16 protein-coding genes are annotated in these 13,397 nt (G+C 61.3%); 13 read left to right on the forward strand and 3 right to left on the reverse strand.

What is annotated here, in order from left to right:
• Positions 1-70: 70 nt before the first annotated feature.
• Both QMK32_RS09225 and QMK32_RS09230 read left to right on the forward strand, forming a co-directional pair.
• A complete protein-coding gene (locus QMK32_RS09225; RefSeq protein ID WP_283474473.1) occupies positions 71-601 on the forward strand; it encodes a nuclear transport factor 2 family protein in 531 nt (176 codons plus the stop codon).
• Entirely contained in the window at positions 598-1,494 is an 897-nt protein-coding gene (locus QMK32_RS09230) for an LLM class F420-dependent oxidoreductase (protein ID WP_283474474.1), read from the forward strand. The genes QMK32_RS09225 and QMK32_RS09230 overlap by 4 nt, the downstream gene beginning before the upstream one ends.
• Positions 1,495-1,567: 73 nt before the next feature.
• On the opposite strand, the gene QMK32_RS09235 is transcribed toward QMK32_RS09230, so the two are convergent.
• A complete protein-coding gene (locus tag QMK32_RS09235; RefSeq protein WP_283474477.1) occupies positions 1,568-2,584 on the reverse strand; it encodes a magnesium and cobalt transport protein CorA in 1,017 nt (338 codons plus the stop codon).
• An 86-nt stretch (positions 2,585-2,670) separates the two neighbouring features.
• On the opposite strand from QMK32_RS09235, the gene QMK32_RS09240 reads away from it, so the two are divergent.
• The 8 genes from QMK32_RS09240 (at position 2,671) to QMK32_RS09275 (ending at position 9,726) form a co-directional block, all read left to right on the forward strand.
• Positions 2,671-3,288 carry a trimeric intracellular cation channel family protein gene (locus QMK32_RS09240; protein WP_283474733.1) on the forward strand — a complete coding sequence of 206 codons (618 nt, stop codon included), beginning with the start codon at positions 2,671-2,673 and terminating at the stop codon, positions 3,286-3,288.
• A gap of 55 nt (positions 3,289-3,343) precedes the next feature.
• On the forward strand, positions 3,344-4,030 hold the full coding sequence (locus QMK32_RS09245; protein WP_283474479.1) for a response regulator transcription factor: 687 nt from the start codon (positions 3,344-3,346) through the stop codon (positions 4,028-4,030).
• Positions 4,030-5,484, forward strand: coding sequence for a HAMP domain-containing sensor histidine kinase (locus tag QMK32_RS09250; RefSeq protein ID WP_283474481.1), 1,455 nt, complete (start codon positions 4,030-4,032; stop codon positions 5,482-5,484). Before QMK32_RS09245 ends, QMK32_RS09250 begins: the two co-directional genes overlap by 1 nt.
• 143 nt (positions 5,485-5,627) lie before the next feature.
• The gene (locus QMK32_RS09255) at positions 5,628-7,058 is read left to right on the forward strand and encodes a S1C family serine protease (protein WP_283474482.1); all 1,431 of its coding nucleotides are present in this window, start codon (positions 5,628-5,630) and stop codon (positions 7,056-7,058) included.
• A gap of 89 nt (positions 7,059-7,147) precedes the next feature.
• Positions 7,148-7,645 (forward strand): MogA/MoaB family molybdenum cofactor biosynthesis protein, encoded by a 498-nt coding sequence (locus QMK32_RS09260; protein ID WP_269301747.1) that lies wholly within the window; start codon positions 7,148-7,150, stop codon positions 7,643-7,645.
• 17 nt (positions 7,646-7,662) lie between these two features.
• A complete protein-coding gene (locus tag QMK32_RS09265; protein WP_283474483.1) occupies positions 7,663-7,839 on the forward strand; it encodes a hypothetical protein in 177 nt (58 codons plus the stop codon).
• A 598-nt stretch (positions 7,840-8,437) separates the two neighbouring features.
• A complete protein-coding gene (locus tag QMK32_RS09270) occupies positions 8,438-9,124 on the forward strand; it encodes an MspA family porin (protein WP_283474485.1) in 687 nt (228 codons plus the stop codon).
• Positions 9,125-9,291: 167 nt separating this feature from the next.
• Positions 9,292-9,726: a hypothetical protein gene (locus QMK32_RS09275; RefSeq protein WP_283474487.1), complete on the forward strand. Its 435-nt coding sequence runs from the start codon at positions 9,292-9,294 to the stop codon at positions 9,724-9,726.
• Positions 9,727-9,896: 170 nt separating this feature from the next.
• Here QMK32_RS09275 and mscL read toward each other — a convergent pair whose 3' ends face one another.
• A complete protein-coding gene (gene mscL, locus QMK32_RS09280) occupies positions 9,897-10,373 on the reverse strand; it encodes a large conductance mechanosensitive channel protein MscL (RefSeq protein WP_283474489.1) in 477 nt (158 codons plus the stop codon).
• 253 nt (positions 10,374-10,626) lie between these two features.
• On the opposite strand from mscL, the gene QMK32_RS09285 reads away from it, so the two are divergent.
• From QMK32_RS09285 to QMK32_RS09295, 3 genes are all read left to right on the forward strand, one after another.
• On the forward strand, positions 10,627-11,295 hold the full coding sequence (locus tag QMK32_RS09285) for an MspA family porin (RefSeq protein WP_283474490.1): 669 nt from the start codon (positions 10,627-10,629) through the stop codon (positions 11,293-11,295).
• A gap of 40 nt (positions 11,296-11,335) precedes the next feature.
• Positions 11,336-12,061: an MspA family porin gene (locus QMK32_RS09290; RefSeq protein WP_283474491.1), complete on the forward strand. Its 726-nt coding sequence runs from the start codon at positions 11,336-11,338 to the stop codon at positions 12,059-12,061.
• Between the two features lie 129 nt (positions 12,062-12,190).
• Positions 12,191-12,745, forward strand: coding sequence for a hotdog family protein (locus tag QMK32_RS09295; protein ID WP_283474493.1), 555 nt, complete (start codon positions 12,191-12,193; stop codon positions 12,743-12,745).
• Here the strand turns inward: QMK32_RS09295 and QMK32_RS09300 are convergent.
• Positions 12,717-13,379, reverse strand: a complete 663-nt coding sequence (locus QMK32_RS09300) for an SAF domain-containing protein (RefSeq protein ID WP_283474494.1) — start codon at positions 13,377-13,379, stop codon at positions 12,717-12,719. The two genes, QMK32_RS09295 and QMK32_RS09300, sit on opposite strands and share 29 nt — an antisense overlap.
• Positions 13,380-13,397: the final 18 nt, after the last annotated feature.

Here is a 13,397-nt window from a genome sequence, read left to right on the forward strand (position 1 = left end):
GACCGGTGGGGCTCCCACACAGCGGGATTCGCGGTAGTGGAAGGTGCAGCCCTCGCTACCGTCGGTCGGTATGAATGTTCAACGTAGCGAGTGGTCCGATCGCCAACAGATCCACGATGTCGTGTTGCGGTACTGCCGCGGGATCGACCGGCTGGATTTCGATCTCGTTCGGTCTACCTACCACGAGGACGCCATCGATCACCACACCGGTTTCGAGGGCACGCGTGACGATTACATAGCCTGGGTCGAACCCAAGTTGAGGGCTCGGCGCGGTGGGACGATGCACATCCTCGGCAATCATCTGGTTGAACTGCTCGGCGATAGTGCGATCAGCGAGACGTACGGGACGTCGGTTCACTGGGGCGAACCTGCCGACGATTCCCGGGTGAATTTCACCAGCGGCGTGCGTTTCATCGACCACTTCACTTGGCGAGACGGTCGGTGGGCGATCGCGGAGCGGTGGGCTGCTCGGGAATGGACCCGCTCGGACGCCGGCCGGCTGATGCCCAAAGAGGGTACGGGGCCTTCTGGAAGCAGGGACGGGGACGACCCGTTGATTCGACTTCAGCGAACGCTACACGCAACGGAGACACCGGTATGAAGGTAGGAATCAGCTCGCCGATCGTGGCGTTGGCAGGCCATCGTCCCGCATGGGAGGCTGCGGCCGGTACTGCCGAGATCGTCCGGGTAGCGCAGGCCGCCGATCGACTCGGGTACGAGTACATGACGTGTGGTGACCACGTGGCAGTACCGCCTGGGCTCCCGCGCGGCGAACGCTTCTACGACCCCCTGGCGACCTTCTCCTTCCTGGCGGGGCAGACGCGCCGACTCCGGTTCATGCCGTACGTATTGGTTTTGCCCTTCTACCACCCGTTGGAGATCGCCAAGCGGTACGGGACACTCGACCACCTCAGCGGTGGGCGACTGATCCTCGCGTTCGGAGTGGGGAATCTGAGGGAGGAATTCGACATGCTCGGAGTCCCCTTCGAGGACCGCGGGCCGCGTGCCGACGACGCCCTCCGGGCACTGCGGATTGCGTTGTCCGGCAGACAGGTGTCGTACGACGGTCCGTACTACTCGTTCCAGGACATGGTGGTCGACCCACACGCCGCCCAGGCTCGGGTGCCGATGTGGATCGGTGGGCACAGCGAGCGCGCCTTGCGCCGCGCGGTGACCCTCGCCGACGGGTGGGCCCCGGCGCCGCAAGCCTTCCGTGGACCGACTCCGGAACTGATGCGGCAGATGCTCGACCGGCACGACTTGCCGGAGGGTTTCGATGTCGTCTTCTCCCCGGGCGAACGCCTGGACCCGACCGAGGAGCCCGGCCCGGTAGCGGAGGTCATCGCCACCGCAGAGAAGGCAGGGGCGACCCGGATCAACCTGACGGTCCGTCACGAATCGCTTACTCACTACCTGGAGCAGCTCGAAGCATTCGCGGAGCTTGCCGGCCTCGACATCCAGTTGGACCAGGCGGCGAATTCCAAGGGGCACTGAACAATTGTGGTTCTACCGGCTGTCCTGTTGGAAAGGCGGATGAGCCCCTGGGGTCTCAGCTTCTGAAAGAAAGCTACAGCCACTTCTGTCGCTTGAAGGTGACGTACAATGCGCTCGAGCAGAGGACCATCGCCAGCAGTGCAAGCGGGTATCCGATGTGCACGCTCAGTTCCGGCATGACCTCGAAGTTCATGCCGTAGATCGCGGCGATCAATGATGGCGCGAACAGAATGGCGCCCCACGACGAGATCTTCTTGACTTGCTCGTTTTGCTCGAGGCTGACCTGCGTCATGGCGCGAATTTCGTCGTTCTGCTGCTGGGCAACCATCGTCGAATTGACCGAAAGTGCGTTCTGCAGATTCGACCTGAATGTTTCGACACGTTCTGCGATGCGAACGCAATGGTCAAGCACATCGCGCAGGTTGCGTTGGAGTTCGATGTCGACGTGGTACTTGTCCGAACCTTTTGCGAGGTGCTCGATCATCGTCACCAGCGGCCCGGTTGCGCGTTGGAACTCGGTGACCTCACGCGAGAGGGTGTAAATGCGTCGGGACACCGATTCGTCCCTCGAGAACAGTTGATCCTCGATTTGGTCGATGTCGAGTTGGAGTCCTTCGACCACGGGTTCGTACTCGTCGACGACCTGGTCGAGGATGGCGTAGAGCACAGCCTCGGTACCTTGGCGGAGCAGTGTGGGTGTCTTCTCGAGTCTTTCGCGCACCACTTTGAGGTCCGGTGACTCAGCGTGCCTGATGGTGATGACGAAGTCTGGGCCGAGGAAGATATGGAGCTCACCGAATTCGACCTTCTCGGTCTCGTCGATGTACCGAGCAGGTCGAAGCACGACGAACAGTTGGTCGTCGTAACGTTCGAGTTTCGGGCGCTGGTGTGCGGCGATGGCATCCTCGACAGCCAGGCGGTGGAGGCTGAATTCATCGGCGACGGAGTCGATTTCGTCGACTCCCGGGCGATACATGCCGATCCAGGCCATCCCTTTGCGTTCCCGCATCACCTCGTAGGTAATGTCGAGACTGCCGGGGTTGGCTGTCCTCTTGCCGTCGACGTACACGGCGTTGTCGACGATCGGCAACGTGAACCCAACCTTTCCTGTGGCGCTCCTCGAATGAACTCAGCGTGCCACAGCAGTGGTGGATGCGCCCATGGGACGCTTACCGGGTGCTCGTGGATGTGTTGGGTTATGTGGGAATAGCGGCGTTCGCAGCGTCGGGCGCTCTGATCGGTGTTCGCAAACGCCTCGATCTCTTCGGTGTGTGCGTCGTCGGAATCACGACGGGAGTCGGTGGCGGCATCATCCGAGATCTCCTGCTCGGGATTCACCCGCCGACGTCGCTGGATCGGTGGCCCAACCTTACGGTCGCGCTCGTCACATCACTGCTGGTGTTCGTTGCCCATACGGTCATCGATCGTGTCTGGAAAGGCGTTCTGCTCTTCGACGCGTTCGGTATGGGGTTGTTCGCGGCGACGGGTGCGACGATCGCGTTGGCGAACGGAGGCAGTTCTCTCGCGGCGTGTCTCATCGGTGTGACGACCGCTGTGGCGGGCGGCGTCATTCGGGATGTCCTGGTCAACGAGGTTCCGCTGCTGCTTCGGCGCGATCTGTATGCCGTCCCGGCACTGCTGGGTTCGGCGGCGGTTGCGGTGACGGAAGCGATCGGATGGTCCGAGAATATCGGCCTGGTCATCGGCACTGTTGCCGCGACGGGGCTGCGTGTCCTTGCTCTGTGGCGACGGTGGAACCTGCCGATCGCCCGACGCTTGCCTGCCGAGGACTAGAACACAATGGGACCCTTCTCAGACATATCTCAGTCCTTCAGGACAAACTAGACGAATGCGCATTCTGGTTGTCGACGACGATCGAGCGGTCCGTGACTCGCTCAGGAGATCCCTCACCTTCAACGGCTACACCGTCGACATCGCTGTCGACGGCTTGGATGCACTGGAGAAAATTGCCGCGGAACGCCCGGATGCGCTCGTCCTCGACGTGATGATGCCCCGTCTCGACGGGCTCGAAGTGTGCCGACGCCTGCGTAGTGTCGGTGACGACTTGCCGATTCTGGTACTCACTGCCCGTGACTCGGTGTCCGAGCGCGTGGCCGGTCTCGACGCCGGTGCCGACGACTATCTGCCCAAGCCGTTCGCGCTCGAGGAATTGTTGGCTCGATTGCGCGCGCTGCTTCGCCGGACCGCGATGGATGCCGACGGAGAATCGGAAGCAATGGAGTTCGCCGATCTCTCATTGGATCCGGTCACCCGTGAGGTGACCCGCGGTGAACGGTCGATCAGCCTGACGCGAACCGAGTTCTCGCTCATGGAAATGTTGATCATGAACCCGCGTCGAGTACTGACGCGCAGTCGAATCCTCGAAGAGGTGTGGGGATACGACTTCCCGACGTCGGGGAACGCTCTCGAGGTGTATGTGGGCTATCTGCGACGCAAGACCGAAGCAGAGGGGGAGACTCGGCTGATTCATACGGTCCGGGGAGTCGGCTACGTGCTCCGCGAGACGCCTCCGTAATGGTTGCCCCCTTCGGGCGTCGGCCGCCCGCGCAGGCAGTGTCGGACCCGTCGGCGATGCGTCCTCCGATGCCGTTGACGCGGACGGTGTCGTTGCGTTGGCGGGTGACGTTGTTGGCCGCGTCGGTGGTGGCTATCGCCGTGGCAGTGATGGCGATAGCGGCCTACGCCGTCGTGTCGAGAGCGTTGTACGGGGACGTCGACAACCAGCTTCGAAGCCGGGCAGATGCGTTGGTCAACAGCAATCTGGTTACCTTCGACCCCCGCTACGTTGCCGGTGCAACGCTGTACAGCACCGACGTCTCGGTGGCGCTGATCTATCCCGATCTCACCAAATATGTGCCGCCGGGTTCCAAGGTGCCGATCGGGGCAGCGGAAGTCGCCGTCGCCGAGGGTAAGAGTGATCTTTCGTTGCGGACGGTCGATGGGCAAAGGGTGCTCAGTCAGCGCACACAGGATGGCAGCACAATTGTCATTGCACAGCGGCTCTCTCCCACCGGAGAGGTGCTCGACCGGCTCGCGTGGGTTCTGCTGTTCGTGGGAGGTGGCGGTGTCGCACTCGCTGCCGGCGCTGGAATGGCCGTGGGCCGCACCGGCTTACGGCCGATCGCGAGATTGACCGCAGCCGCCGAACGCGTCGCCCGTACCGATGATCTGACGCCGATCCCTGTCACCGGCGACGACGAACTGGCTCGTCTCACCGAGAGTTTCAACACGATGCTCCGAGCCTTGGCCGAATCCAGAGGCCGTCAGAGTCGACTGGTCGCCGATGCTGGTCACGAACTCCGCACCCCCTTGACGTCGTTGCGCACCAACATGGAATTGCTGATCGCCTCGGGCCGCCCCGGCGCCCCGTCGATTCCGGATGAGGACATGGCTGAGTTGCGCACCGACGTCGTCGCGCAGATCCAGGAATTGTCCACACTCGTCGGCGATCTCGTCGACCTCGCCCGTGAAGACACACCCGAGACGGTTTTCGAGCGCGTGGATCTTGCCGATGCCGTCGCCCGCAGTCTCGAGCGTGTACGACGGCGTCGCAACGAAATCGACTTCGTTGCGACCCTCGAGCCGTGGTTCGTCTATGGGGATCAGGCTGGGTTGTCGCGAGCTGTGCTCAATGTTCTCGACAATGCGGCCAAGTGGAGTCCAGCCGGCGGTGAGGTCCGCGTGGTGATGCGCAAGATCGCTGATGGCCTCATGGAACTCACCGTCGACGATGGCGGGCCGGGGATTCCCGAAGAGGATCGCGAACTCGTGTTCGACCGCTTCTACAGATCGACTGCGTCGAGGTCGATGCCCGGGTCCGGATTGGGGCTCGCGATAGTTCGGCAAGTTGTCGTCAAACACGGCGGGACCATCGGTGTAGAGGTGTCCGAACGTGGGGGTGCGCTGATTCGAATCGTGTTGCCGGGTGAGGTGGATCCGCACATCGTGCCGACGGCTTCGGATATCTGACTTTCTCGTTCCGGATTGGATTCAGAGAGTCTCGGGAAATCAATAGGCGCATCTCAGCGCGCTCTCAGAAGCACCCGGCATTGTTACCGATAACAAAGGCGGGCGACCTCGACCGAGGTTTCTACTGAAAGAAGTACCAACTGATGAGCGACGATCGCACAGACTCCGGGCGTAACCCCGAGCATCCGAAGACCGATCCCACTGCCCAAAATCCGTCGGATCAGAACTTCAACCCGCAGTTTTCTCAGCAGCAACACCCGTATGGCCAACAGCAGACCCCGGGGCAGTACGGAAGCCCGTCATACGGTCAGAATCCGTACCCGCAGCAGGGGTATGGCTACAACCAACACGCGGCGCCACAGCACCACGAGGCGACTACCCAGGCGCCCGCTGCGCTCAAGGCCAGGCCCGGCCGAACCACTCTCGTCGCCGGAGCTATCGCACTGGTTCTGGTCGGCGGCGGAATCGGTGGCGCGGTAGGGGCAATCGCTACCAACAACGCCAACGGCACTGGAGGCGTTTCCAATTCACTCAACTCCAATGTCACCGCGGCACAACCCGCCGCCAACTTCCCCGACGGCTCGGTTCAGGCTGTAGCGAACAAGGTTCTGCCGAGCGTCGTGCAGATTCAGGTCAAGGGAAGCCAGGCCGAGGGGGAGGGCTCCGGCGTCATCCTGTCTTCGGACGGACTTGTTCTCACCAATAACCACGTTGCCACCGGTGCAGGAGCCAACGGCAAACTTACCGTTGCATTCTCGGATGGGTCGATTGCAGACGCAAAGTTGGTGGGCGCGGATGCGGTGTCGGACATGGCGGTCATCAAGGTAGAAGGCAAGACAGGGTTGACGCCTATCGAACTCGGATCTTCGTCGAACCTGGAGGTAGGGCAGCAGGTCGTAGCAATCGGTTCTCCGCTCGGGCTTGCCGGGACCGTGACCACAGGCATCGTGTCCGCGCTGAACCGCCCGGTGTCGACCAGTGGTGAGTCGGGCAACCAGAACTCGGTGATCGATGCCATCCAGACCGACGCTGCCATCAACCCCGGCAACTCGGGTGGCGCGCTGGTCAATACCGACGGTCAGTTGATCGGCATCAATACCGCCATCGCCTCGCTCGGCGGAAGCCAGTCCTCGGGCGCTCAGAGCGGCTCCATCGGACTCGGCTTCGCGATCCCGGTCGATCAGGCCAAGCGCATCGCCGATGAGCTGAGCAAAATCGGTAAGGCGACGCAGGCCATGATCGGCGTCCAGGTTCCCTCGCAGGACGACGCGAACGGTGCGACGGTGGTCGAGGTGACCGCGGGTGGGCCAGCGGCTGCAGCGGGCATCCCCAAGGGAGCTGTCATCACCAAAGTCGACGATCGAGTGATTTCCAGTGGTGACGCACTCATCGCGGCGGTGCGCTCGCACGCCCCCGGCGATTCGGTGAAGATCACTTACAGCGAAGGTGGCAAGGACAAGACCGTCGACGTAACCCTCGGAACCGCCGAGCCGCAGACTGCTGCTGTACAGGCTCCGTCCGAATCGGAGTCGCAGTCACCACTGCAGATCCCCGGATTCCCTGGTGGTCGCTGATGTGGTCCGATACCGATTCGCTGACGACAGTTGCAACGATTTACGCACAGCGTGAGTCCGGGCAGCGCGCTACTACTACGGTAAGCACTATGGAAATAGAGGCACCTCTGGCTGGACGGGCTTTGGTCGTGATCGTGGACGATCGGACCGCACACAGCAGTGAACAGGACTCGACCGGCCCATTGGTCACAGAGTTGCTCACCGAAGCAGGATTCTTGGTCGACGGCGTTGTTGCCGTGACGTCGGATGAGGTCGATGTGCGCAATGCACTCAACACCGCTGTCATCGGTGGCGTCGATCTGGTCGTGTCGATCGGCGGAACCGGCGTCTCACCGCGGGATGTGACGCCAGACGTCACTGCCGAGGTTTTGGATCGAGAGATTCCGGGCATCAGTGAGGCCCTCCGATCCTCCGGGCTTGCAGCGGGCACTCTCGACGCTGGTCTGTCCCGTGGGCTAGTCGGGGTTTCCGGCAGCACACTGGTGGTGAATCTGGCGTCCTCGAGGGCTGCGATCCGTGACGGTATGGCGACGCTCACCCCATTGGCGAGTCAGGTCATCGCCGACCTCTCCGGCCTGGATGCCTGAGTAGGAGGCCTCCTTCAATGGCCGAGCACAACAACGAGAAGCACGACGAGAGCCGAGCCCGAATCGAACGGGCTCGGCTCGCTCGTATCTTCGGTGACGTCCTCCCGGAAACGACAAGCGATGAACAGGCGGGCGCAGAGGACACGAGATCGGACCAATGGTTCGATCGGGAGCGTCCGCCGCACCACTATTGATGTGATCTAGGACACGTTTTCCGTGTTGCATCGAACGTGTGTTCATTTGTTGTTTACCTGTTTTTAGCACTGTTTGTCAGCCCGAAATGGGTGTCGCGCTTCCGATCACGGTGATTCCAATCCTCACATTCGGGGCGTTCGTCGACAGTGTGAGGCGTGTTACTTGAGTGTCTGCCCACTTCAAACCGTGTGTGCTCCTCGATGAGGTTTGTAACGGGTCGGCCACGGGCGCCGAAAATGTGTTCTGCGTTACTCGTCAGTATGTTGCCAACGTCGTTCACCTGCCCGAAACACATCACGAACGGGACACCTTCGTCGGGCAATCGTAGGGATTGTCACGATCCGGCAACTCCTCTAATGTTCCCCTCAGCTTCCGGCTTCAAGGACGTGGACTTACACGTTCGACGTCTTTGGGTTGGAACTGACAAAGAACGCGATCCGAGGATCGAAGTTCTGCTCGGGGATTCTCGGCAATGCTGCCGTCGTGAACCGAGGGTGAAAGCCACAAGCTTCCCGTGCGACTGTGCTGGGACTGAACATGATGAGGAAGTAAATGACGGAGATCCAGAAGTCGCGGCGTAGCCGTGGGTTCAAGTCCATGAGCGTTGCAGTTGCAGCAGGCGCTTCGGTTATCGGCCTGGTGCTCGGCACCGGTACCGCTTCCGCAGCAGTCGACAGCACCAACACGGTCGTCGACGCCAACGGAAACACCATCACCGTGTCGCTGTCCGACACCTTCATCAACAGCGTCTCGCCGCTCGACGGCAACCCGCTCACCCGTGAGTGGTTCGCCAACGGCGTTGCAGGCTGGAACGTCACCGGACCCGACGCCGAAGACTTCGAAGGCACTCTGGCAATCGGCTACCAGGTCGGCTACCCGATGAGCCTCGGCGGATCGGTGAAAATCGGATGGGGAACCCCTAGCATCACGGCGAAGGCCGGCGTCGGTGGCGAATTCGACCTTCTGGCAGCACCTTCCGGCGACAGCGCGCCTAGCCTGCCCGGTGAATTCGGAATCGGCGCGGAGGCTCAGCTCATTCCGACTGCCAAGTTCGAGGCCGTGATCGCTCCAGGACCCGGCATCGTCGACGCCGAAGGCGCTTCGGGCAGCATCCAGGGCACCGAGGGCGACGCTGAAGGCGCTTCGGGCACCATCCAGATCGCCAACGCTCACGGCACCGCGACCGGCATCCTCGGCAACGTTCGCGTTCGCCCGTACGTCTCGGTCACCAGCTCCACCGGTGACGTTGCTGTCACCTACGGTGTCCCGTGGACCTTCAACTGATCTCGATCGGTTGATCGAAAGCTTCACATCCCAGCGCTGATGCGCTGAACCTGATCGGGCCCGTCCGGAGTTATTCCGGACGGGCCCGATTTGTTCGTCCCCAACTTCCTCTGAATGCGTGCACCGGACCCGGCGGGCTCCGGTGCGCGAGAAACGGCTGATAATTAATGCGCTTCACTTTCATTCCCGTCGTTGCCTTTGCCGGCATGGTTGCTCTAGTCGGTTGCGGCAGTGGCGAATCGGCGGACAGGTCGGCTTCGGGCGCGAACGCCGATGTCTGCGCGCAGTTCCAATCTGCGCACGACGAACTGACGACACTCGCCACCGCCGGCCCCGGCGTCGGCGGCGACGCCGTCCAGTGGACCGCGGACAAAGACGCTGTGCTCGCAAGGATCTCCCCCCTCGCCGAGCAGGCAGAGGGGGAGGTGAAGGCGAACATCGAATCGCTTGTCTCGGCGCTGCCGAAGGATTCACTCGAGCTCACCGAGGCCGACAGCGTCTCGGGTCAGGCGTTCGTCGACAACTCGGAGGCGGTGGCAGCATCGTGCGGCAACGACGGCACGACCATCACATTGGTTGAGTTTCCTCTGCAAAAGTTCTGATCCTGGATTGAACCGGGAAATTGTCCCTGTGAACTGCTTGGCGTAGGAGTTTCGAATCTCACTGCCCGGGAGTGAGCGGTACAAACCTTGGATTGTTCAGGTAAGTAAAAGGGGTCCGTTTCTGCTGAGGGGATCAGCAGAAACGGACCCTTCGGCCTAGAAGTCACGTCTTACTTGCTGTGCAACCCGCCGCCCGAATTTTCGGCATCGCCTACTGCCTCGCCGCTGCCGCCGGTGTCATCCGCGGGTGTCGAGAGCCTGCGGCCGACGTCGGTTCCACCGGCCAGCATGTCTCGAATCTGAACGAGGACGTCTACGTCGCTGAGTTCCTTGTCGGGTTCGCTGACGAACCGCTTCTTGGCGGTGGTCACCGGCAGGACGAGTACGAAATACACCACTGCAGCGAGGATGATGAAGTTGATGACCGCCGTGATCACGGCGCCTACATTGACGAATGTCTCAGGGCTCGAGGTGATTTTGAATCCCCACCCGTATTCGTTGGAACCGCCGAGGGCCGCGATGAGCGGGTTGACGATGTTGGTCGTGAACGCGGTGACGATGGCGGTGAACGCAGCTCCGACGACCACCGCGACGGCCAGATCGACGACATTTCCGCGGAGCAAGAAGTCTTTGAATCCCTTGAGCATGATTCTCCTCGAGTCCAGTCGAGCCGATGGACGGCGTATCACTATTGGAAAAGGTTAACGGAATGAGGGACGTTCAGGGCGAAAGCTGGCTGGTCCGTCGATTGTTGTCTCTATAACGTTCTTGTAAAAATTGATTCCGTTTGCTCATGACGGCAGGCCGAACGTCCAGTACCCTTCCCCAGGAAACGCCTCGCTTCATGTGAGGGCCGTCGGATTGCAAAATCTTTTAAGTTGACGCTGCATGAGGGGAACAATGAACGAGTCTCGCTTTTTCGCGCTGCGCAGGTTCGGCCGGTTGGCCGCACTCGGGGCAGTGGCGTCCGTAGGTATCGGACTGCTGTCAGCCGGTGCCGCCAACGCAGAAACTTTTGTCCCATTGGCCAACGGCGAGAAAGTAGTCGGCCCCTACAAGATTGCGCACTTCGACGAGTCCGCGAAGGTTGCGCCTCAAATTGCTTTCAACGGACTGAACCGAAACGCGTGGGCCACCGGCACGGCCCTGTCCGAGGTCCCCGAAGGCTCGACCGGAACATTGAAGACCGGTTACCTGGTCGGCTGCCAACTCGATATGACCGACCTCGAATTCGGGTTGAATTTCGATGCCGGTATCGAGGGTGGCAACACCAACATCATCACTCTGTTCCCCATTCCCTTCTTGATCGGCGGAGAAGGTGAGACCGAGAACAAGATCGGTGGCGGTGCCGACTTCGACATTCCGTTGCAGGACCGCGAAGTCGCCGCGATCGAAATAGCATCCAAGGATGTGTCGGGACCGACTACGGCAATCCAGTACCAGGACGTCGCGATCTCGGTCCAGAACTGTGGAGGATTCGCGCAGGCTCGGTCCTACACAACACTCGAGCTCACCGGAAACTACCGATACAAAGGCACTCTGTACGGCCAGCCGTTCAGCCTCGGCTGAGACTTTCGAACTTCGTAGGACCTAGAGGGGACCAGACACAGTGAAGAACAACAGAACTGTTGCTGCGCGCATCGCAGCACTCGGGGCAGTCGGTGCCGTCGCAATCGGATTCTGGTCGGCAGGTGCAGCGAGCGCAGATACGTTCGTGCCGTTGCCGGACAACGAGATCAGCAAGACTCTCATCGACGGAACAGTGGTGACGGTCAAAGGCTTCGGCCAAAGCGGGCTCATCTCTCCATCCATGGGTGCCACGCCGACACAGCGCAACGTGTGGGTGACGGGCAACTACACAGTCGAGACCTCCAACCCCGGTGGCGGAACGATCGAACCAGGCTTTCTCGTCGGGTGCCAGGTCGATTTCGCAGCAGGCATCGGCGGCGGAGTGGGCGCCACCTTCGGTCAGGGAAATACCATTTCGGTCGAACCGGGTGACTTGAGTTCGTTGAAAATCGACCGTACCCAGCCCAACACCTATGAGATCGGCGCAGGCCTGAACCTGGAGCTCGCGCCGGGACAGCTCAACGACGTCAAGCTGGTCGCCGACGAGACAAATGCGAAAATCGATGGCGTCACCGTTGCGACCGAAACGGACAACGACTTCCCGTTCGAAGGCAACGGAGGCGGCTTCACCTTCGCCGACGAAACCTTGAGTGTGTCCGGCTGCGCAGGCTTCGCGGAGGCCCGTTCGTACGTAGACGTCACCATCGAAAACGATGCGGTGACGTCCACTGTGACCCTCTGGGGACAGCCCTTCAGTATTGGCTGAAATCCGAATGCATGTGCTCTGGTGACGACGCGTCCGATCGATGCGTCGTCACCAGGATCGAATGCCACTACTTCCTGTGATCTGTCTCAGTATTCGATGTGCAAACTTGTGGCGGGATAGGATGCCGCTATGAGTCGTCACAGAGCCGCTACTTTTGCGCCTTCGAGCGACTGGATCGAAGGCGTGCTGGGCAAGCGGCACCGGTTGTCCGAGTTCTACGATCCGGCCTCCACACGCGCAGACCAATCGGATCTGCTGTGGATGTTCCCCAAAGCCGCTGACGTGGAGGACACGGAGCACAGGGCCGACGCGGAGCGAAACCTGGCGACATCCGCAGCGTCGTACGTGCTCCGAGAAGTCTTCGCGGAATTCGATTCCTATGTCCTGAGCCTGACCGAACAGCGCACCATCGAGCATCGACCTCTGCGCTCGGACGACAGTCTGCACAGCGATGTCTTTCTCGAAAGCCACCGTCGCGACAGCAACTCGGATTCTTTCGGCGTCAAAATCGTCTTCACCGATCGGATCGGTGCGCTGGTATTCACGACCTTCGCGACCTACGCCGGTCACTTCGATGCCCGCTCGGCGGACGTCGACGACACCGAGGCGTCGGATATGAAAGATTCACCCTCGGATGGCAGGCACGGGCTCACTGTCAGTGGAAAGTCACGGTCAGTGAGCTGACCAGGGATGCGGCGGCAACAGCCGTCGCATCCTCAGGTGACATCGCCACGAGTACAACTCGGTCGCTGCTTCGCTGACGTGCGTCTTTCTCCGAAATCAGTACGACGACGGAATCGGTCGTCAAAATTCGCGCACTCTGTTCACCGCCGTCCCCGTCGGCCTGGACAGTCAGCACGTCGACGATGTCGCCCTCGCGTAAGAGATCTGTGACCGCGGCGTCGGTCAGGCGGACGGGCACGATTCGGCCATCGGCCGAACCGAGCGCTGCCCCAGCCAACCGCGGTGTGAGGAGACGGACATCGGTGAGAGGTTCACCGGCACGGATCGGGCCCGCCACTGTGTGTGTCGTTGCGTCGTCGATATCGGTGATTACGCCGTTGGGAACAGTTCCCGGCTCGTAGCCGGCAATCCGGACGTCCTCGGGCTGGAGTGGCCTACCCGGAGCCAGATCGCGGGCCGCAACGACAATCGGTACGCGATCTGTCGCAGCGGCATCCCTGACGAACAACACAGCCGCCAGAAAGGCAAGGGCCCCAGCCGTCGAGCGGCGGACGAGCACGGTGCGAGTCCAGCCCGGCCGAACAAGTAGTCGATCCAACATTGTGGAATCGAGACGGGCATGTCGCTGTGGCATGAGATTCACCGTAACGAC

Origin of the sequence: Rhodococcus sp. H29-C3 (assembly GCF_030063405.1) — a bacterium.
Classification (GTDB): Bacteria; Actinomycetota; Actinomycetes; order Mycobacteriales; family Mycobacteriaceae; genus Rhodococcoides.